Here is an 18,939-nt window from a genome sequence, read left to right on the forward strand (position 1 = left end):
TTCACAGGAGGTCTATCGAATGGCTGATAGCGCCGCTGGGTCTGAGCGGATGCGACTCGCCAGGCGGCTTCGCAGAGTGGGAGCAGGGCGCTCCTCCGGACGTAGCGGTGGCAATCCGGTGGGGGCGGATTGTCCGCGAAACGGACGGCAGTCCGGCTCAGGACCTGTCTGTGAGCTGGTGGGCGCGCCGGACCTCCTGAAGTGCCTGCTCCCAGGTGGGCGGCAGCGCGGGGGGCGCCGGGGCGGGACGGTACGCGTCGCTGACGGGGCGGTGGGCGTGGCTCCAGTCGCTGATCGCCATCAGGACCGGCAGCAGCGCGGCGCCCTTCTCGGTGAGGCTGTAGATGACTTTCTGCTGGTGGGCGGGGTCGGCGGTTTTTGTAATGATGCCCTCGCCCAGCAGGGTTTTGAGGCGGTCGGCGAGGATGTTCGAGGAGATGTGTTCGTCTGAGGCGAGCATCTCGCGGTAGTGGCGTTTGCCGCTGAACATCAGGTCGCGCACGATCAGGAGGGTCCAGCGGTCTCCGAAGATGTCCAGGCCGAGGCTGACGGGGCAGCCTGACCGCAGCGTTCCGGTGGGGGGTGGGGGGGCGGCCGGTTTCACTGCTTGCATGATTGCACCAGTTAGCGTAGCGTGCAACCAGTTGCACAATACAACCGCTCTGGCAACTGCCTCAGGAGGCGCCCCCATGCAGACCCTACCCACCAACGACGACCTGCTCTCCAGCCTTCCCACCGACACCCGCCTCACCGGGCGCACCGCCATCGTCACCGGGTCCACGGGCGGCATCGGCGAGGCCACCGCGCACGTCCTGGCCGCCTCGGGCGTGCACGTGATCATCAGCGGCCGGGACGCTGCCCGCGCACGGCACGTCGCCACCCGCATCGTGCAGGCCGGCGGGCAGGCGACCGCCGTCACCGCCGACCTGTCCGGCACGCCCGGCGACGTGCGCACCTTCGCGCGCCACGCCACCGACGCCCTCGGCGGGCAGGTGGACATCCTGGTCAACAACGCCGGCGTGTACCCCGTCACCGCCACCGAGGACCTGAGCGACGAAGAACTCGAAGCGATCCTGAACCTCAACATCCGCGCCCCGCACGTACTGGTGGCGGCCATCGCGCCGGGCATGGCCGCGCGCGGCAGTGGCCACATCGTCAACATCGGGTCGTGGATGGCCCGGACCGGCACGGCCAGCGGCGCGCTGTACACCGCCTCGAAAGCCGCCGCCGAACAGCTCGGACGCAACTGGGCCGCCGAGTACGGGCCGCGTGGCGTGCGCGTGAACACGGTCTCGCCCGGTGTCACCCTGACCCCCGGCAACGCCGCGCACGGCGCGGTCCTGGACGCCATGACGGCCGCCACGGTCGCCGGCCAGCCCGTCCGCCCGGTCGATGTGGCCCACGCCGTGCGTTTCCTGGTCACGGACGAGGCGGCCTTCATCCACGGCAGCGTCCTGGACGTGGACGGCGGCATCAGCCACACCCGGCTGCGCTTCTGATGCGCGCCCCCACCACGGTTCGCAGGCGGCGCGTGTGAAGCTGAGCGACGGCCGCACGCTGGGCCGCTCCGGCCTGATCGTCAGCCCACTGGCGCTGGGCACCATGACCTTCGGGAACGCCGCCTGGGGGTCCCCGGACGACGTGGCCGGGCAGGTGTTCGACACTTACCTGCAAGGCGGCGGGAACTTCATCGACACGGCCGACGTGTACTCCGGCGGGCGCAGCGAGGAACTCGTGGGCCGCTTCATCGCCGAGCGCGGCGTGCGCGATCAGGTGGTCCTGGCGACCAAGTCCGGCTTCAACGTCCAGCCGGGCAACCCGCACGCCGGCGGGAACGGCCGCAAGCACATCCACGCCGCCCTCCATGCGTCGCTGCGGCGTCTGGGGACCGACTACGTCGACCTGTACTGGCTGCACGTGTACGACATGGTCACGCCCGCCGAGGAGGTCCTGCAGACCATGGGCGATCTGGTGCGCTCGGGGCTGATCCGGTACTTCGGGCTGTCGGACATCCCCGCGTGGTACGCCACGAAGATGGTCACGCTGGCGCAGGCGCACCACGTGCCGGGGCCAGTCGCCAGTCAGCTGGAGTACTCGCTGGTGGCCCGGCAACTGGAAGCAGAGCACCGCCCCGCTGCCGCCGACAGCGGCGTGGGCCTCATGCCCTGGAGTCCGCTGGCCGGCGGGTTCCTGACCGGCAAGTACACCCGCGCCGACACGGCCGGCCAGGGCCGCCTGAGCGGTAGCAACCCGTTCCAGGGGCCGTTCACGAAATTCACGGACCGCAACTGGGCAATCCTGGACACCCTGCGGGAAGTCGCCGCGCAGACCGGGCACACGCCCGCGCAGGTGGCTCTCGCGTGGGCGGCGGCGCAGCCGGGCGTCACCTCCACCCTGATCGGGGCCCGCACACCCGAACAGCTGAGAGCGAACCTCGCCTCGCTGGAAGTCCAGCTGACCCCGGAGCACCTGCACACGCTGGACCGTGTCAGCTCACCCGGACCTGACTTCTTCTCGCCGGGCCTGCAAAGCGCCATCTTCGGCGGCGTGCCCGTCCAGGGGTGGCGTCCCGGTCCCTGAGCCGGACTGCCGTTTGTTTCGCCAACAATCCGGAACTTCACCGCCCCTGCCGGCTCCACGTCCGGAGGGGCGTTTCTCCCCCACTCGCTTCGCTCCGATTGAACAAGAGTTTCCAAGCGCCACGAGATGCGCGCCAGGACACTGCCCACCGCGGCCATACGCGGATTTTTATCGGTCAGCACAGCGTTCTGCGCGTTTCTGTTCCCTACACTCCGCACCACACGGCATCCGTCGCCTCTCGCTTTCTCGTTCTTCGATCGCCAGATGGTCGTTTTCGGCCTGTTCAGGAAGAGAAAAGCAGGTCACGGCCAAAAATCCCCTCTAGAACGCAACGGAGAAAATGACGTGCTGGCCGACTTTTCCCCTTCTCTGCACCCTTATGGCGTCGTGTAGCACACGACTCCAGGGGACGTGGAAACTCTTATTGAATGGATGACAGAGCTGCCGGGTCCGATCGGATGCGACTCGCTGGGCGGCTCCGCAGAGTAGAAGCAGGGCACCCCTCCAGACAAGGAACTGGCAACTATTGATACCGGCGTAAATCCGCATCACCTGTGCTGGCACGCAATACGCTCTAACCAGCGTTCTTAGAACCCAGGGTACTGCTGGGCAATATTAACTTACGCTGTTGTCAGGAATGCGAACGGGCCATCGGGGCTGCTCGTGAATCCCTGCACTTCGCGTCTGGTAGCAGCTTCCCCGGAAGACCCCTAGGTACAGGTGGCGGTCAGATTGCCCCGTCACCTGTCGTTCTCCAATGCACGTGGCCTTCAGCCGGGATTCGCCCAGGCCGAGAGCAGCGCCACCACCGCCGCCGGGTCATGCAGCCTCACCTGCGCGGCCGTCTCGCCCGTTCCCACTTTCACGCTCAGGCCACCGGCGGCATTCACGGCCAGGAAGGCCTCCTCGTCGGTGGTGTCGTCCCCGATGAAGATGGGATACCAGCCGGGCGTGCCGTCCATGAGGGCGCGTACTGCCCGGCCCTTGCCGTACCCGCTGGGACGAAACTCCCGCACGGCCTTGCCTTCGATCCGTTCCCAGCCGCTCTCGAGTGGCACCTGATCCAGGGCCCGCTGGACGCTGGACTGTTCGGCCGGGGCTACGTTGCGGTAGTGCACCGCGACCGTCCAGCGCTTGTCTTCCACGCGCACGCCCCGCGCGGATGGGAACTGCCGCGCGAGCCGTTCGAGGACCTCCCGCTGGGGCGCTGGCGGGGCCTGCCCCGGCCACTCCATACCGTGCAGTCCTACCACCGTCAGGTCTGGGAGGGGCAGGAAGCTGTACACCTGCGCGCTGCGCCGCCCGGTCACCACGGCCACCCGGTGGCGAGGGTGATGGAGCAGGCCTGAGAGCGCCTGCAGCGCGCCGGGCTGCGGGTCGGCGTCGCGCGGCACCCGCGCGATCGGGGCGAGGGTCCCGTCGTAATCGCACAGGATCAGCAGGGGCCGGTCTTCCAGGCGCAGCAGCTCGCTGGGCAGGGCGGCCTTCCCTGCCAGATCCCGCAGGAAATCCGCCGTCCAGGCGCGCAGGTCACTCTGCCGCAGGGCCTGACGCATCTGATCCAGGCGGGCCTTCTTCTCCTCCAGCGGCATGCGCAGCGCCCGCACCAGCGTGGCCGACAGGCCGTCGACGTCATACGGGTTGACCTCGACCGCGCCGGGCAGTTCATCCGCCGCTCCCGCGAAGCGGGAGAGCAGCAGCACCCCGTCCTGACTGCTGGCGGCGAATTCCTTGGCGACGAGATTCAGGCCGTCGCGCAGTGGCGTGACGAGCATCGCGTCCGCCGCGCGGTAATGGGCCACCAGTTCCTCGCGGTCCAGCCCGCGGTAGAGGTAATGCACGGGCGTCCATCCGTCCTGGCTGAACTGCCCGTTGATGCGCCCGACCAGCCCCTCCACCTGCGTCCGGAGTTGCTGGTACGCCGGGGCCCGCTCGCGGCTGGGCACGGCCACCTGCACGAGCGTCACCCGCCCCCGCGCGGCCGTATGGCGCTCCAGGAAGCTGCTGAACGCCGCGAGCCGCTCCGGGATGCCCTTGGAGTAGTCCAGGCGGTCCACGCACAGCAGCATCAGCGTGCGCAGATTGTCCCGCAGCCGCTGAGCGCGGTCCACCGTGACGGGATTGGCGGCCAGGGCCTCGAAGGTCGCCACGTCGATCCCGATGGGCCGCGCCTCGACCTGCACGGTCCGCTCTCCGACCCGCACGGTGCCCACGTCCGTCTCGGTGCCCAGCGTGCGCGCGCAGGCCTCCAGGAAATGCCGGGTGTAGGCGGGTGTGTGCATGCCGATCAGGTCGGCGCCCAGCAGGCCGTCCAGGAGTTCGCGGTCCCAGGGCAGGGTGCGGAAGACGTCCTGCGCCGGCCACGGAATATGCCAGAAAAACCCGATGCGCGCGTCCGGTCTCGCGCGGCGGATCAGGCCCGGCACCAGCGCCAACTGGTAGTCGTGTACCCAGAACATGTCGCCGTCCTCCGCGCAGTCCAGGGCCGCCTGCGCGAAGGTCTCGTTCACGCGGCGGTACGCGTCCCATTCCTCCCGCCGGTACTGGGCCCGCTCGAGGAAGTAGTGGCTCATGGGCCACAGAGCGCCATTGGAAAAGCCGTGATAGGAGAGGCGCACATCGTCCGAACTCAACGTGATCCGCTCGACGCGGTAGCGGGGCTGCGCCTCAGGCAGGTGCACCGTTCTGATTTCCGGATGCGTTTCGGCCCAGGCGATCCAGGTGCCCCCCTCCCGCTGCATGACCGGATCGAGCGCAGTCGTGAGTCCGCCGATGGACGCCACCCAGTGGACATGGCCGTCCGGGCCGGTGCGCGGCGCGTAGGGTTCCCGGTTGGACAGAACAATGATCGCCATGGTACCTCCCTGAGTGCCTGACACCATGCCAGACGCGACCATGAGGCGGTAGGGGAGGACCGAAGCGTGAACGAACGATGGGGAGTCGTCCTCCTAGTCTGCATTGCCTCGCCGGAGCGTCCGTACCCCTGCATTTGCCGCTCCCTCACCATCAGGTTGCGCTGGACGTCGCCACTCCCGCCTGAGGAGCTGGAGAGAGGCCGGGTTGATCAGGAGTACTGCGTGATGGTGGGGAGCACGCCGTTGAGCAGACAGTCTCCCACTTCCCTCAGTTTGTAGTCGACTGGATCATGCAGCGTGAACGTGCGCAGGTCACGTCAGAACCGGTCAAATCCGAACTCGGTGGCGGTGGCGCGAGGGCGCACTCGAACAGGTGCGTACTAACCTGCAGGCCGGTCTGGGTGGAACTCGCCTTGGCCGCGAAGATCTCAACCGCTGCCTCTCCCCGCTCAGCCGCCGTCAGCCCGTCTGCCTGTTCCCAGGCGTGCTGGAAGGTCTGCGCGGCTGTCAGTACTTGACGAATTCGTCCACTGTCAGGACAAACAGCACAGCTCCGCCGACCGGCACGTTCAGCGGCTCAGCTCCAGGCGCGTCCGGCTGGTCGGTTATTGCCGTCCCCGGCATGACCAGCCGCGTCCGCGCGTGGCAGGTGTCCTGCACCAGCTGCCTGAGCGTCCCCAGGCGGTCCGGGCTGACACCCAGCATCAGGGTCGTGTTGCCCTCCCGCAGGAACCCGCCCGTGCTGGCGAGCTTCGTCACGTCGAAGGCCTGCGCACGCAACGCGCGGAGCAGCGCGGCTGCGTCCGCATCCTGAATGATGGCCAGGACCAGGTGCATGCCTCATCTTAGGTATCACCGCGCACTATCGCCAACCGTGAGCAGGCGTGCCGATGACCGGTCAGGCGTGGAGGCATGATCTGGGGACGGCCATGCTCACGCCCATCCAACTGCAACTGCTCGCCTGGCTCAACCTCGGGAGTCTGATTGAACGCACCAGCGTGACGGGTCGCCCCTCAGATACCGAGACCTGCGTGGCAGGGAGGGTCATCACCGACCACGATCTGGATACCCTGGAGGGTCGTGAGCTGATCGAACTGCTGAGCATCTGGCGGATCGGGCCGGTCGAGTACCGACGCTACGGCCTGACGGGATTCGGGTTGAGTGTGCTGCACGCCTCGCAGGGCCTCTCTCCCTGAATGGTGTGGCAACCAGAGGTCCCTGGTTCAGGCGCGTCACCAGGGGCGTGCGGCCGAGGAGAACCATGGAAAGCGCTGAGGCGTGAGGGAAGACCTCATGCAGGTTCCGTCTGTTTCGTTCACAACCCGCCCATGCACCGGGTTGTCAATTCCACGCCCGGAATCCTCTTGGCTTCCACTCACGTCCGCTCGGATTGAATGGTTTTTGCAAGTCCTTATCAGCCGGCGCGGCCCAGTCGGGCGGCCAGGATGGCCGGGGCGTGCTCGGCGGCCGTGCGGACCAGGATGCCCATCTTGTGCGGGTTGGCTTCCAGGTCGATGCGCAGGCCCAGATCGGCGGCGGCCTCGCTGCACGCCGGGCCGATGGACACCACGACCATGCGGTGCAGGCCGGCGCGGGCCTCTTCGAGCAGGTTCAGTTTCTCGGCGTACTTCAGGAAGTGCAGGATCTGCGTGCCGCTGGACAGCAGCAGGATGTCCGGCCCGCCCAGGATCACGTCGCGCACGGCCTTCGCCAGCGGGGCGGTGTCCTGCGGGAAGGCGCAGCGGTACACGGGCACGCTCGTCACGCGGATGCCGGCGTAGCCGAGTTCGCGCAGCATGGCGGTCGGGACGGCCTCGCCGTACTCGAGGATCACGGCGTGCTGACCGCGTTCCAGCGTGGCGATCAGGTGCTCCTGCACCTCGTGCCAGGTGCTGGGTTTGGGCACGATGGTGCTGCTCAGACCGAAGGTCTTGAGGGCCTGGGCGGGTTTGCTGCCGCGCGACACGAACGGCACGCCGCGCAGGGTCTCCAGGTGCTGCGGGTCGCGGGCGGCGAGTTCTTTCAGGAACATGCGGGTGCCGACGCCGGTGAGGCAGGCGACGGCGTGAATGTCGCCGGCGCTCAGGTCGCGTTCGAACTGTGACAGCGGCGCGCTCAGGTCGAGTTTCATCTCGCGCATGCTGGGGGCGACCTGCGGCGCGCCACCATACTTGCGGATCAGGGTGTCCATCTCTTCACTGCGGCGGGATTCCAGACTCAGAACGTTCAGGCCGGCGAAGTCGGGCATGGGGGCCTCCAGTGAAAACAGTGAGCTGGAAGCACTTTAAGAGAAGATTACAAAACTTGTCAACTGGTGGCGATCTGGACAGGCTCATGGGGATGCCAGAGCAGGCTCAGGCAGCGGTCATAGGTCACGCCTCCCGCCGCGTCGCGCGCCAGGTCCGCGGCCGTGTACTGCGCCAGCACCCGGTGGGTCGCGTCGCGCAGCGCCTGATACACCCCCACGCGCGCCTGACAGCAGTGCGCCGCGCCGCAGGGAGCGGGGCTGCTCACGCTCACGCAGGCCAGCGGCGCCAGGGGCCGCTCCAGGCACCGCAGCACCTCGTGCAGCGTGACCAGGTGGGCCGCGCGCGCCAGGCGGTACCCACCGCCGCACCCTTTTTTGGACAGCAGGAGCTGCCCGCGCACCAGGTCGGCGAGCACCCGCACCATGAACGAGCGGCTGAGCCCGGTCCGTTCGCATAGCTCGGCGGCTGTCACCCAGCGACCCTCGTGGGCACCGAGATAACCGACCGCCTGAAAGCCGTAGACGTCCACAGTGAGCAGTCGCATGAGTACACTGTAGCCACCCCGGAGACTAGTTGACAAATTTCATCAATTAAAGCAGGGTATGTTCACGTCACCACACCCAGCTCACCAGGAGACCTCATGAACCGGATTCTCGCGCTCAGCCTGCTGCTCACCACCACCGCCACCGCCGCCAACGTCACCCTCCTGAACGTCTCCTACGACCCCACCCGCGAGCTCTACCAGGACATCAACGCCGCCTTCGCCAAACAGTGGCAGGCTAAAACCGGTGACACACTCAAGATCAACAACTCCCACGGCGGCAGCGGCTCCCAGGCGCGCAGCGTCATCGACGGCCTCGAAGCGGACATCGTCACCCTCGCACTGGCCTACGACATCGATGCCATCGCCGACAAGGGCCTCCTCCCCGAGAGCTGGCAGAAACGCCTCGCCTACAACAGCAGCCCCTACACCAGCACCATCGTCTTCCTCGTCCGCAAGGGCAACCCCAAAGGCATCAAGGACTGGAGCGACCTCGTCAAGCCCGGCGTGCAGGTCATCACCCCCAACCCCAAAACCAGCGGCGGCGCCCGCTGGAACTTCCTCGCCGCCTGGGGCTGGGCGCAGCGCAAACTCGGCAGTGAAGCCGCCGCCAAGGACTACACCACCAGGCTCTTCAAGAACGTCCCCGTCCTCGACTCCGGCGCGCGCGGCTCCACCACCACCTTCGTCGAGCGCGGCATCGGCGACGTCCTGATCGCCTGGGAGAACGAGGCGCTGCTCGCCACCCGCGAACTCGGCGAAGGCAAATTCCAGATTGTCGTCCCCAGCGTCAGCATCCTCGCCGAACCCCCGGTCGCCTGGATCGACAAGAACGTCACCAAGCACAAGACCGAGAAGGTCGCCAAGGCATACCTGCAGTTCCTGTACACACCGGAAGCGCAGGAACTCATCGCCAAGAACTACTACCGCCCGCGCAGCCAGGACGTCGCCGCCAAGTACGCCGCGCAGTTCCCCAAGGTGAACCTCTTCAGCATCGCGCAGTTCGGTGGCTGGCGCGCCGCGCAGAAGAAATTCTTCGCGGACGGCGGCGTGTTCGACCAGGTGTACAGCGGACGTTGAGGTGACCACCCTCCCGTCCCGCCGGCAGGCCCGCAGGCACGTCCTGCCGGGCCTGCCCCTCACCCTGGGCTACGCCACCCTTTACCTCAGCCTGATCGTGCTGATCCCCCTCGCAGCGCTGATCCTGAAGGCGGCCACGCTCGGAGCAGACGGATTTCTGGATGCCGTCACGTCGCCCCGCGTGCTCGCCGCGCTGCGCGTCTCCTTTTTCACGGCCCTGGCCGCCTCGCTGATCAACGTCCCGATCGGCCTGACCATCGCCTGGACCCTCACCCGGTACCGCGTGCCGGGTCGGCGCCTGATCGACGCCCTGATCGACCTGCCGTTCGCACTGCCGACCGCCGTGGCCGGCATCACGCTCACCACCCTGCTCGCCCCGAACGGATGGCTGGGTGCGCCCCTCGCCGAAGCAGGCATCCGGGTGGCGTACACACCGCTGGGCATCATCGTAGCCCTCACGTTCATCGGGCTGCCGTTCGTGGTGCGCAGCCTCCAACCGGTCCTCGAAGACCTCGGGCCTGAACCGGAAGAAGCGGCCCGCAGCCTCGGGGCCACGCCCACCCAGACGTTCTGGCGCGTGACCCTCCCGGCCCTGTACCCCGCGCTCCTGAGTGGCTTCACGCTCGCCCTGGCCCGCACGGTCGGGGAGTACGGCTCGGTCGTGTTCATCAGCGGCAACCTGCCGTTCAAGACGGAAATCGCGCCGCTGCTGATCGTCGGTAAACTCGAGCAGTACGATTACGCCGGGGCGGCGGCCGTCGCCGTGGCCATGCTCGTGATCTCTGTGGCGCTGCTCCTCGCCGCCAACACCGCCCAGGCCCGCCTGAGCCGCCGGGGTGAACGGTGAACGCCGCTCCTCTCCTGCGCCGCGTCTGGCCCGCTGTGATGGTCACCCTGACCCTCGTGCTGGTCGGGCTGCTCCTGCTGCTCCCCCTGCTGCTCGTCTTCATCACCGCTCTGCGCAGCGGTCTGGGTCCCTACCTGCAGGCGCTGCAACTGCCCGACACGCAGGCCGCCGTGCGCCTGTCCCTGCTGACCGTCCTGATCGCCGTGCCGCTCAACACCGTCTTCGGCGTCAGTGCCGCCTGGGCCACCGCCAAGTTCGACTTCCCCGGCCGCAGCCTCCTGCTGACCCTGATCGACCTGCCGCTGGCCATCTCCCCCGTCATCTCTGGGCTCGTCTACGTTCTGCTGTTCGGCCGGCAGGGCTGGCTGGGACCGTGGCTCGAAGCCAACGACCTCAAGATCATCTTCGCGCCCGCCGGCATCATCCTCGCGACCACGTTCGTCACGTTCGCGTACGTCGCCCGTGAACTCATCCCCGTCATGCAGGCCCAGGGCCGTGACGACGAGGAAGCGGCCCTCACCCTCGGCGCCAGCGGCTGGCAGACCTTCATGCGCGTCACCCTGCCCAACATCCGCTGGGCCCTGCTGTACGGCGTGATCATGTGCAACGCCCGCGCCCTCGGTGAGTTCGGCGCCGTGTCCGTCGTCTCCGGCAAGATCCGCGGCCTGACCAACACCCTGCCCCTGCACGTCGAGATCCTCTATAACGAGTACCAGACGGTCGCCGCGTTCGCCGTGGCGTCCCTGCTGGCGCTGTTCGCCCTCCTCACCCTGGCCCTCAAGGCCCTGATCGAAGCCCGCACCGGGAGAGCCCACACGTGAGCATAGACGTCACCCAGATCGGAAAGCAGTTCGGCACCTTCACCGCCCTCTCCGACGTGACCCTCCACGTCCCCGACGGTCAGCTCGTCGCCCTGCTCGGACCCAGCGGCAGCGGCAAGACCACCCTGCTGCGCGTCATCGCCGGGCTGGAAACCCCGGACACCGGCCGGGTTCACCTGGCCGGGCAGGACGTCACGCACGCCGGGCCGGGCGAGCGGGGCATCGGCTTCGTCTTCCAGCACTACGCGCTGTTCAAGCACATGACCGTCTTCGAGAACGTCGCGTTCGGACTGAAGGTCAAACGTGGGGCGGCCCGGCCCACCGCCGCCACCATCCGTGAAAAAGTGATGCGGCTCCTGAGCCTCGTGCAACTCGACTGGGCCGCGGCCCGCTACCCCAGTCAACTCAGTGGGGGGCAGCGGCAACGCGTGGCGCTGGCCCGCGCGCTGGCCGTCGAGCCGCGCGTCCTGCTGCTCGACGAACCCTTCGGCGCCCTCGACGCGGCCGTGCGGCAGGAACTGCGCGACTGGCTGCGGCAGTTGCACAATGAACTGCACGTCACCAGCGTGTTCGTCACGCACGACCAGGAGGAGGCCCTCGAGATCGCCGACCGGATCGTCGTGTTCAACGCTGGCCGCATCGAACAGGAAGGCACGCCCGGCGACGTGTACCACCACCCGGCCAGTGCGTTCACGTACCGCTTCCTGGGCCGCGCGAACGTCTGGCAGACGGACGCGCGCGAGCAGACCCTCGTGCGCCCTCACGACCTGCACCTGAGTCCGGAGCCAGCGCCCGGCGCGGTCCCCGCGCAGATCGTGCGCGTCCATCAGGTCGGCCCGACCGCGCGGCTCGAGTTGAGCCGCGCCGGTGACCTGCCCAGCCTGGAGGCGCACCTGCCCGCCCGTGACGTTCAGGCGTTCCAGGTCGGGCAGCAGGTGTACGTCAGCCCCACCGCGCAGCAGACGTATTCCGTCACCTCTTCATGATGCCTCACTCAAGAGGACGGCCGGACCCTCTCGAAATTCCCAGAGACAGGTCTCCTACGCTGGGCTGCACAGGGCCGAATCCATGAACTCGCTCGCCGATCCGGGCACTCTTAGCGTAATCCAGTGATGCTGTACCGGCTCTGTCCAGCTGTTCCCCGTCCCGCTCGTCTCTGGAGGTCTGTCATGCATGAACTGTCCTGCAGTTGGGTTCCCGGCACCATCGACGTCGTCCGGTTGAAGATCGCCGGGCGCACCATCGAGATGACAAGCACGCGCCTGGCACGGCTGTTTGGCCGGCAGGCCCTGCAGGACCTGCAGCTCAGGGGCAGCGCACGGATCCGGGTGGACGCCCGGCAGATCGCCCTGCTGACCTGAGGGCCGTGAGGGAGGGGCGACGGAGTACGTACTCCGTCGCCCCTCCCTGATCTGCCGCCTGATGCGCAGGAGTGACAGGGATGCCGGGCGCGGAGTGGGCATTTCCGGGTTGTGAACGCAACGGCGGGCGCTGGTGTGGTTCAGGGGCCGCCTGCCCACACCAGCGCCCCCACGCCAGCCGACAGGGCCACCACCAGCCACACCGGCCACTTCAGGTACTCCAGCGCCGCGAACGTCCCCAGCACGAACGCGAACTCCCCGGTTGACCGTACGCCCGCCGTGAACACCGGCGAGTACAGCGCTGCCAGCAGCAGCCCCACCACGCCCGCGTTCACGCCCCGCAGCACCGACTGCGCACCCGGCTGCGCCCTGAGCGCGTTCCAGAACGGCAGCGTCCCGGCCACCAGCAGGAACGACGGCAGGAAGATCGCCCCGAGCGCCAGTCCCGCCGCCAGCAGCGCCGGCAGGCCCACCGCACTGACGGCGCCCAGGTACGCACTGAACGTGAACAGCGGCCCCGGCACCGCCTGCGTCGCCCCGTACCCCGCCAGGAACGCGTCCGGCGTGACCCACCCGGTCGGCACCACTTCCGCTTCCAGCAGCGGCAGCACCACGTGCCCGCCGCCGAACACCAGGGAGCCCGCCCGGTAGAAACTGTCCACCAGGGCCAGCGCCGGCCCGCCCACCACTTCCCGCAGCACCGGCAGGATCATCAGCAGCGCCACGAACGCGCCCAGAAAGGCCGTGCCCAGCCGCCGGGACAGCGTGACCGGCAACGCGGACGCGCGCGGCGCGTCCGCCATGGTCAGGAAGCGCCAGCCGATCAGGCCCGCCACGACGATAATCCCCACCTGCGCGGCGGCACTGGGGACGAGCAGCGCCGCCATGGCGGCGCCCAGCGCGATCAGCACGCGCGGCCGGTCCGGCGTGAGCGTGCGGGACATGCCGAGCACGGCCTGCGCCACGATGGCCACCGCGACGATCTTCAGGCCCCGCAGCCACCCCGCGTCGCTCACGTCCCCGACCAGCCCGACGCCGTAGGCGAACGCGACGAGCAGCGCGGCGCTGGGGAGCGTGAAACCCGCCCAGGCGGCCAGCGCGCCCCACAGGCCCGCGCGGCTGATGCCGAGGGCCATGCCGACCTGCGAGGAGGCCGGACCGGGCAGGAACTGGCACAGGGCGACGAGGTCGGCGTAGGCCGCCTCGTCGAGCCAGCGGCGACGCTCGACGAATTCCGTGCGGAAGTACCCGAGGTGGGCGACGGGCCCGCCGAAACTGGTGAGGCCGAGGCGGAGAAAGATGAGGAACACGTCCAGCAGGCGGCGCATGCGGTCATGGTAGGGGGTCGTGGGGTAGCGTGGGTCATGAAGAGAACGCAACCGGAGGAGTTGGCCCAGGAGCACGTGACGGTGGTGGATGTCCGCAGTCAGGAGGAGTTCGACGCGGGTCACGTGCCCGGAGCGGTACACGTGCCGATCGAGGACCTGGAATCGCGGCTCGCGGAGTTGCCGGTCACCCGGCCGGTGGTGGCGTACTGCAACATGTTCCACCCTGGATCGTCGCGTGGGGAGCGGGCGGCGGCGCTGCTCGCCGGGCGTGGGTTCGACACGGCGGTGCTCGAAGGGGGCTACCCGGCCTGGCGGGACCTCCAGGATCGGGAGGCCGGGGTGACTTCACCGCCAGTGTCCGCTTCACCCGGGGATGCTCCTGGTGAGGCTGACACTGGCGGCGCGGGCTGTTGATGGGTCTGTCGTCCGGTGACCGGGCACCCCTCCCCAGCGGTCCTGAAGGCGACGTTCAGTGGAGCAGGCGTTCGAGGTGGGCGCGGAGGTCTTCCACATCCGTGCGGCGACGGGGGTGAGGAAGGGCGACGGTGAGATCTTCACGGATCTGTCCGTCGGCGAGGAGCAGCACGCGGTCGGTGAGTTTCAGCGCTTCTTCCAGGTCGTGCGTGATGAGCAGCGTGGTGGCGCCCGTGTCGGTCAGGAGGGTGTCGAGCAGGGCGTGCATGTCCGCGCGGGTCAGGGCGTCGAGGGCGCCGAAGGGTTCGTCGAGCAGCAGGAGGTCCGGGCGGTGGGCGAGCGCGCGGGCCAGGGCGACCCGCTGGCGCTGTCCGCCGCTGAGTTCGTGCGGGTAGGCGCGTTCCCGCCCGGCGAGTCCCACGTCCCTCAGGGCGCGCGCGGCGCGGAAGCGGTCCGGGCGCGGAAGGCCCAGGGCGACGTTGTCCAGGGCGCCGAGCCAGGGCAGCAGGCGGTCTTCCTGGAACATGACCCGTGTGCGGACAGGTGCGCCGGTGCCGATTCTCAGGGTGCCCTGGGTGGAGGTCAGGCCCGCCAGGGCGCGCAGCAGGGTGGTCTTTCCGCCGCCGCTCGCGCCGACCAGCGCGACACGCTCCCCTGCGGCGATGCTGAGGGTCAGGTCCTGGAGGATGACGCGCTCACCGTACGCGGCGCTCAGGTCGCGCAGCTCGATGGGCACCCCGGTGGCGGTCAGGGGACCGGTCAGGACGGGCGCGGCGCTCACGCGCTCACCTGCCAGGGCAGGAGGCGGCGTTCGAGCGTCCGGACGAGGGCGTCAGCTGCCTTGCCGATCAGGGCGTAGATCACGATGGCCAGCACGATCACGTCCGTGCGGAAGAACTCGCGGGCGTCCATGGCGAGGAAGCCGATGCCGCTGCTGGCCCCGAAGGACTCGCTGACGACCAGTGCCAGCCAGGAGATGCCCAGCGCGTAGCGCACCCCCACCAGCACGCCGGGCAGCGCGCCGGGCAGCGTGACCCGCCGGAAGGTGTCGAGCGGGGAGAGGCCGTACACGCGGGCCATCTCGGTCAGGCGCGGGTCGATGCCGGTCACGCCGTGCAGGGTGTTCAGGTACACCGGGAAGAAGGTGGCCAGGGCGATCAGGAACACCTTGCCGCTCTCGCCGATCCCGAACCAGAGGATCACCAGCGGGATCAGCGCGAGGTTGGGAATGGTGCGGATCATCTGGAAGGTCGTGTCCAGCAGCAGGTTCGCGGCGCGGAAGGTGCCGGTCAGGATGCCGAACGTGAAGCCCAGCCCCCCGCCGATCAGGATGCCCAGCCCGGCGCGCTGGAGGCTGATCAGGAAGTGGCGGCCCAGTTCCCCGCTGCGCGCCAGTTCCCAGGCGGCTGTGATGACGGCGCTGGGGGCTGGCAAGACACGCGGATTGAGCAGGCCGGTGCTGGCGGCCAGCTGCCAGCCCAGCACGACCAGCAGCGGCACCAGCCAGCGTATCCACTCGCCCTGCCAGGCCCGACCGGGGCGGCGGCTGGGGGTGCCGGCCGCCTGGACCTCTGGCCGCGCTCGCTCCCGGGACCGCGCGCCGACCGTCACTTGAGCCCCAGGGTGGGCAGCGCGGCGCGGAACGCCGGGAGGGTCACGTACGTCTGCGGACCGAAGGGCACGTCGCGCGGCAGGACGCCCGCCTCACGGAACGCGACCGCCAGGGTCTGGAGGGGCTTGAGGTCCGACGTCCGGAAGGGCCGGATGTTGAACGGCACGCTCTTGGGGACCGTGACGGCCAGGACACTCTTGGGAATGCCGAGCTCGTCACTGAACTGGTTGATGACCGTCTGGCGGTTGACGTTCGCCCAGTTCGCGGCGCTTTCCAGTTCGGCCAGCAGAACCTGCAGGGCGCGTTTCTTCTCGGGGTTCTGCAGGACGCTGCCCGGCACGAGGTGGTAGTTGTCGCCGCGCCCGAGGCCGGTGTGGTCGCGCAGGACACGCCCGCCGCTGCCCTGCAGGGCGGTGGTGAGGAACGGATCCCAGATGACCCAGGCGTCGATGCTGCCGTTCTCGAACGCAGGGCGCGCGTCGGGTGGGAGCAGGGGCACGACCGTCACGTCCTTGAAGGTGAGGCCCGCGCTGCGCAGCACGCTGTACAGGAAGGCGTGCGCGCTGGAGCCGCGGGCCACGCCGATGCGTTTACCTTTCAGGTCGCTGACCTTCTGGATGCCGGAATTCTTCGGCACGATGACGGCCTCGGTGGTGTCGCTGTTGTTGACGGTCACGCCCACGTACTTCAGGTCGGCGCCGCCCGCCAGGGCGAACACGCCCGGGGCGTTGCCGACGCTGCCGAAGTCCACGGCGCCGGCGTTCGCGGCTTCCAGCAGGGGCGGCCCGGCGGTGAACAGCACCCAGCGGAAGTCGATGCCCTGCGCGGCGTACCTGTCGAGGGTGCCGCGCGCCTTGAGGATGTTCGGAATGCCGCCTTTCTGGTAGCCGATGGTGAAGGTGACGGCCTGCGCGGTGGACAGCGCGCCGAGGGCGAGGGCGGTGAGGGTCAGGGCAGCGGAACGCAGTCGGGTGGTCATGGGAGTCTCCAGAAGAGGGGTTGGGAATGGAGGGGGCGGGGATGAGGGCCCCCTCCCGCAGAGGGACAAGGGGAGGGAGACGCTTAAATGCTGCGGAACCGGCCGAGTTCGCTGGGGGCCGCGTCGGCCAGGACCGGCTCGGCGGCGCGCAGGGCCGGGGCGTGGGTGCTGGGGCCGTGCGCAGTGGGTGTGCTGGTGTGCGTCAGCGGCTGCCCGTCGCGCGGCGTGAAGACGGGACTGGTGCGGCCCAGCGCGGGGAACAGCAGTTCCGCCACGCGGTACGCCTCTTCCAGGTGGGGGTAGCCGCTGAGAATGAAGGTCTCGACTCCGATGTCCTGGTACTCGCGCAGCGCAGCGGCGACATTCTCGGGACTGCCGACGAAGGCGGTCCCGGCCCCGCCGCGCACGAGGCCCACGCCGGCCCAGAGGTTCTTCCCGACGCGCAGGGATTCGCGTGTGCCGCCGTTCAGTTCGCTCTGGCGGCGCTGCCCTTCGGAGCCGCTCTGCAAGAAGGCCTGGTGGGCCTGCGCGATCTGCTCGTCGCTGATCCCGGCGATCAGGTGCTCGGCAGCGGCCCAGGCTTCCTCCTCGGTGGGGCGCACGATGATGTGGGCGCGCAGCCCGAAGCGCACCTGCCGGCCGTGCCGGGTGGCTTCGGCGCGGACCTGCCCGAACTTCTCCCGCAGTTGCTCAGGCCGCTCACCCCAGCTGAGGTACACGTCCACGTGCTCCCCGGCGACCTCCAGGGCGGGCTGGCTGCTCCCCCCGAAGTAGATGGGCGGGTAGGGACGCTGCACGCTCGGCAGCAGGGCGCGGGCGTCGTCCAGCTGAACGTACTCGCCGCGCTGCGTGACCGTCTCACCGCGCAGCAGCGCGCGGAAGGCGCCGAGCCACTCGCCGGTCAGGGCGTAGCGCTCGGTCTGGGTGAGGTTCAGGCCCTCGAAGTCGAAGTTGCCGCTGCCGGACACGACGTTCAGGTTCACGCGCCCGCCGGAGATGCGGTCGAGGGACGCGGTCAGCCGCGCGGCCAGCACCGGGGAGAGCAGTCCGGGGCGCAGCGCGACCAGGAAGCGCAGCTGCCGGGTGAGGCTCGACAGGGCGCTGGCGACGACCAGGGTGTCCTCGTTGGTGCCGCCGGTGGGCAGCAGGACCCCGTCGAAGCCGAGAGCGTCGGCGGCCTGGGCCACCTGCGTCAGGTACGGGAAGTGCGCGGGCCGCGTGGGCTGGCCGAGCTGGCGGCCGTCGCCACCCGAGGGAATGAACCAGTACAGGGAGGGGGTGTCGTGGGTGCTGTGCGTCATGGAGAACCTCGTGTGGGTGTGCGTGGGTGTCCGGCCTCCGTGGTGGAGGTCGGTTCGGGGCGGGTGAGGATCAGGCGACGCGGCGCGCCGTAGAGTGGCGTGCGGGAAGGGCCTCGCGGGTGACGCAGGTGCGGCCCTTCAGGTACAGCTCGCGCATGGCGTCCCGCCCGTGGACGCGTTCGAAGATCAGCGCATTCCACTCGAGGGTGCCGTGGGGTGAGGTGACGAGCAGGGTGTCGAGCGTGCCGGGTTTCCACCTGACGTGCAGGGTTTCGGTCATGGCCGTGGCTCCTGGAAGCGGGAGGGTTGCAGTGGGCCTGCGCGGCCGGAAGGGGGGCCGCGCCTCAGGTCAGGCGACATCGCGTCATGGGTTGTCCTTTGAGGGGAGCGCGTCTGAACGCTCGCCGCTATCGTTCCCGGTTCGGGCAGGCGTGGAGCACCGTGGAGGGTGAATTCAGGTCAACAACAACAGGTGCGGCCCTGGAGGGCGCGGTCGGCTGGTTGTGTGTTGAGCTGCTTCATGTGGCTCCTGGTTGCTGCGGCGTCGTCGGGCCTGTTCCCTCGACCGCTCTGGATAGTGACCCTGTGCAGGGTTGGGCTCACCCTAAACCAGATTACAAATCTTGTCAACTTTTGGATTGGAGAGCGTAGTACGGACTCCGATTGAATGGGCTGCAAAGCCCGCTGGGTCCGAGCGAAGCGACTCGGAGAGCTGCCCCGCAGAGCGGGAGCAACACGCCCCTCCGGATGTGGAACCGGCAGGGGCGGTGACGTTCCGGATTGTCGGCGAAACAAACGGCAGTCCGCATGAACAGCTGACATGGACTGGTCAGCGTGTTCACGGGAGATGTACTCATGCCCAATTGTTCTGTCTGATCGTCTCCTGCGCAGCAGTCACGCGAAACGAACGGATTCCGTATCACTCAACCAGGAAAGTGGGGGACTTTTGCAGGAAATCTGTTCAAGCAGAG

Annotated in this window: 20 protein-coding genes and 1 riboswitch; of the genes, 9 read left to right on the forward strand and 11 right to left on the reverse strand. The window is 68.7% G+C overall.

Annotation, left to right across the window (positions count from 1 at the left end; all coding sequences use genetic code 11):
• Positions 1-157: 157 nt before the first annotated feature.
• Positions 158-613: a winged helix-turn-helix transcriptional regulator gene (locus tag CBQ26_RS14480; RefSeq protein ID WP_088249351.1), complete on the reverse strand. Its 456-nt coding sequence runs from the start codon at positions 611-613 to the stop codon at positions 158-160.
• A 76-nt stretch (positions 614-689) separates the two neighbouring features.
• On the opposite strand from CBQ26_RS14480, the gene CBQ26_RS14485 reads away from it, so the two are divergent.
• The gene (locus tag CBQ26_RS14485) at positions 690-1,499 is read left to right on the forward strand and encodes an SDR family NAD(P)-dependent oxidoreductase (protein ID WP_088249352.1); all 810 of its coding nucleotides are present in this window, start codon (positions 690-692) and stop codon (positions 1,497-1,499) included.
• A gap of 34 nt (positions 1,500-1,533) precedes the next feature.
• Positions 1,534-2,580, forward strand: coding sequence for an aldo/keto reductase (locus CBQ26_RS14490; protein WP_088249353.1), 1,047 nt, complete (start codon positions 1,534-1,536; stop codon positions 2,578-2,580).
• 770 nt (positions 2,581-3,350) lie between these two features.
• Here the strand turns inward: CBQ26_RS14490 and CBQ26_RS14495 are convergent.
• Positions 3,351-5,435: a bifunctional alpha,alpha-trehalose-phosphate synthase (UDP-forming)/trehalose-phosphatase gene (locus CBQ26_RS14495; protein WP_088249354.1), complete on the reverse strand. Its 2,085-nt coding sequence runs from the start codon at positions 5,433-5,435 to the stop codon at positions 3,351-3,353.
• Between the two features lie 507 nt (positions 5,436-5,942).
• Positions 5,943-6,272 (reverse strand): cyclic-di-AMP receptor, encoded by a 330-nt coding sequence (locus tag CBQ26_RS14500; protein ID WP_088249355.1) that lies wholly within the window; start codon positions 6,270-6,272, stop codon positions 5,943-5,945.
• 92 nt (positions 6,273-6,364) lie between these two features.
• Here CBQ26_RS14500 and CBQ26_RS14505 point away from each other — a divergent pair, with 92 nt between their 5' ends.
• On the forward strand, positions 6,365-6,631 hold the full coding sequence (locus tag CBQ26_RS14505) for a hypothetical protein (RefSeq protein ID WP_143342149.1): 267 nt from the start codon (positions 6,365-6,367) through the stop codon (positions 6,629-6,631).
• Positions 6,632-6,849: 218 nt separating this feature from the next.
• Here CBQ26_RS14505 and CBQ26_RS14510 read toward each other — a convergent pair whose 3' ends face one another.
• Both CBQ26_RS14510 and CBQ26_RS14515 read right to left on the reverse strand, forming a co-directional pair.
• Complete coding sequence (locus CBQ26_RS14510) at positions 6,850-7,683, reverse strand: uroporphyrinogen-III synthase (protein WP_088249357.1); 834 nt, start codon at positions 7,681-7,683, stop codon at positions 6,850-6,852.
• A gap of 59 nt (positions 7,684-7,742) precedes the next feature.
• Complete coding sequence (locus CBQ26_RS14515; protein ID WP_088249358.1) at positions 7,743-8,228, reverse strand: RrF2 family transcriptional regulator; 486 nt, start codon at positions 8,226-8,228, stop codon at positions 7,743-7,745.
• Positions 8,229-8,324: 96 nt separating this feature from the next.
• Between CBQ26_RS14515 and CBQ26_RS14520 the strand changes: the two genes are divergently transcribed.
• From CBQ26_RS14520 to CBQ26_RS14540, 5 genes are all read left to right on the forward strand, one after another.
• Positions 8,325-9,305 carry a sulfate ABC transporter substrate-binding protein gene (locus CBQ26_RS14520; protein WP_088249359.1) on the forward strand — a complete coding sequence of 327 codons (981 nt, stop codon included), beginning with the start codon at positions 8,325-8,327 and terminating at the stop codon, positions 9,303-9,305.
• A 1-nt stretch (position 9,306) separates the two neighbouring features.
• A complete protein-coding gene (cysT, locus tag CBQ26_RS14525; protein WP_088249360.1) occupies positions 9,307-10,152 on the forward strand; it encodes a sulfate ABC transporter permease subunit CysT in 846 nt (281 codons plus the stop codon).
• Complete coding sequence (gene cysW, locus CBQ26_RS14530; protein ID WP_088249361.1) at positions 10,149-10,973, forward strand: sulfate ABC transporter permease subunit CysW; 825 nt, start codon at positions 10,149-10,151, stop codon at positions 10,971-10,973. The genes cysT and cysW overlap by 4 nt, the downstream gene beginning before the upstream one ends.
• Positions 10,970-11,959 (forward strand): sulfate/molybdate ABC transporter ATP-binding protein, encoded by a 990-nt coding sequence (locus CBQ26_RS14535; RefSeq protein ID WP_088249362.1) that lies wholly within the window; start codon positions 10,970-10,972, stop codon positions 11,957-11,959. Before cysW ends, CBQ26_RS14535 begins: the two co-directional genes overlap by 4 nt.
• A 183-nt stretch (positions 11,960-12,142) precedes the next feature.
• On the forward strand, positions 12,143-12,334 hold the full coding sequence (locus CBQ26_RS14540) for a hypothetical protein (RefSeq protein ID WP_088249363.1): 192 nt from the start codon (positions 12,143-12,145) through the stop codon (positions 12,332-12,334).
• 140 nt (positions 12,335-12,474) lie between these two features.
• On the opposite strand, the gene chrA is transcribed toward CBQ26_RS14540, so the two are convergent.
• Complete coding sequence (gene chrA / locus CBQ26_RS14545) at positions 12,475-13,662, reverse strand: chromate efflux transporter (RefSeq protein WP_088249364.1); 1,188 nt, start codon at positions 13,660-13,662, stop codon at positions 12,475-12,477.
• A gap of 36 nt (positions 13,663-13,698) precedes the next feature.
• On the opposite strand from chrA, the gene CBQ26_RS14550 reads away from it, so the two are divergent.
• Positions 13,699-14,076 carry a rhodanese-like domain-containing protein gene (locus CBQ26_RS14550; protein ID WP_172418108.1) on the forward strand — a complete coding sequence of 126 codons (378 nt, stop codon included), beginning with the start codon at positions 13,699-13,701 and terminating at the stop codon, positions 14,074-14,076.
• Between the two features lie 55 nt (positions 14,077-14,131).
• Here the strand turns inward: CBQ26_RS14550 and CBQ26_RS14555 are convergent, their stop codons facing one another.
• From CBQ26_RS14555 to CBQ26_RS14575, 5 genes are all read right to left on the reverse strand, one after another.
• The gene (locus CBQ26_RS14555) at positions 14,132-14,857 is read right to left on the reverse strand and encodes an ABC transporter ATP-binding protein (RefSeq protein WP_244898047.1); all 726 of its coding nucleotides are present in this window, start codon (positions 14,855-14,857) and stop codon (positions 14,132-14,134) included.
• Positions 14,854-15,576 (reverse strand): ABC transporter permease subunit, encoded by a 723-nt coding sequence (locus tag CBQ26_RS14560; protein ID WP_244898048.1) that lies wholly within the window; start codon positions 15,574-15,576, stop codon positions 14,854-14,856. The genes CBQ26_RS14555 and CBQ26_RS14560 overlap by 4 nt, the downstream gene beginning before the upstream one ends.
• 107 nt (positions 15,577-15,683) lie before the next feature.
• Complete coding sequence (locus tag CBQ26_RS14565) at positions 15,684-16,667, reverse strand: aliphatic sulfonate ABC transporter substrate-binding protein (protein WP_088249367.1); 984 nt, start codon at positions 16,665-16,667, stop codon at positions 15,684-15,686.
• 83 nt (positions 16,668-16,750) lie between these two features.
• The gene (locus CBQ26_RS14570; RefSeq protein ID WP_088249368.1) at positions 16,751-17,968 is read right to left on the reverse strand and encodes an LLM class flavin-dependent oxidoreductase; all 1,218 of its coding nucleotides are present in this window, start codon (positions 17,966-17,968) and stop codon (positions 16,751-16,753) included.
• Between the two features lie 70 nt (positions 17,969-18,038).
• Positions 18,039-18,248 carry a hypothetical protein gene (locus CBQ26_RS14575; protein ID WP_088249369.1) on the reverse strand — a complete coding sequence of 70 codons (210 nt, stop codon included), beginning with the start codon at positions 18,246-18,248 and terminating at the stop codon, positions 18,039-18,041.
• A gap of 124 nt (positions 18,249-18,372) precedes the next feature.
• A riboswitch (SAM riboswitch) is annotated at positions 18,373-18,549 on the reverse strand.
• Positions 18,550-18,939: the final 390 nt, after the last annotated feature.

The organism is Deinococcus indicus (genome assembly GCF_002198095.1).
Classification (GTDB): domain Bacteria; phylum Deinococcota; class Deinococci; order Deinococcales; family Deinococcaceae; genus Deinococcus; species Deinococcus caeni.

Coding starts and splice junctions, on each gene's coding strand:
- CBQ26_RS14565 (WP_088249367.1), bottom strand. CDS start 16,667: ATGACCACCCGACTGCGTTCCGCTGCCCTGACCCTCACCGCCCTCGCC.
- CBQ26_RS14495 (WP_088249354.1), bottom strand. CDS start 5,435: ATGGCGATCATTGTTCTGTCCAACCGGGAACCCTACGCGCCGCGCACC.
- CBQ26_RS14480 (WP_088249351.1), bottom strand. CDS start 613: ATGCAAGCAGTGAAACCGGCCGCCCCCCCACCCCCCACCGGAACGCTG.
- CBQ26_RS14505 (WP_143342149.1), top strand. CDS start 6,365: ATGCTCACGCCCATCCAACTGCAACTGCTCGCCTGGCTCAACCTCGGG.
- CBQ26_RS14485 (WP_088249352.1), top strand. CDS start 690: ATGCAGACCCTACCCACCAACGACGACCTGCTCTCCAGCCTTCCCACC.
- CBQ26_RS14575 (WP_088249369.1), bottom strand. CDS start 18,248: ATGACCGAAACCCTGCACGTCAGGTGGAAACCCGGCACGCTCGACACC.
- CBQ26_RS14570 (WP_088249368.1), bottom strand. CDS start 17,968: ATGACGCACAGCACCCACGACACCCCCTCCCTGTACTGGTTCATTCCC.
- CBQ26_RS14540 (WP_088249363.1), top strand. CDS start 12,143: ATGCATGAACTGTCCTGCAGTTGGGTTCCCGGCACCATCGACGTCGTC.
- CBQ26_RS14515 (WP_088249358.1), bottom strand. CDS start 8,228: ATGCGACTGCTCACTGTGGACGTCTACGGCTTTCAGGCGGTCGGTTAT.
- CBQ26_RS14500 (WP_088249355.1), bottom strand. CDS start 6,272: ATGCACCTGGTCCTGGCCATCATTCAGGATGCGGACGCAGCCGCGCTG.
- CBQ26_RS14510 (WP_088249357.1), bottom strand. CDS start 7,683: ATGCCCGACTTCGCCGGCCTGAACGTTCTGAGTCTGGAATCCCGCCGC.
- CBQ26_RS14550 (WP_172418108.1), top strand. CDS start 13,699: ATGAAGAGAACGCAACCGGAGGAGTTGGCCCAGGAGCACGTGACGGTG.
- chrA (WP_088249364.1), bottom strand. CDS start 13,662: ATGCGCCGCCTGCTGGACGTGTTCCTCATCTTTCTCCGCCTCGGCCTC.
- CBQ26_RS14520 (WP_088249359.1), top strand. CDS start 8,325: ATGAACCGGATTCTCGCGCTCAGCCTGCTGCTCACCACCACCGCCACC.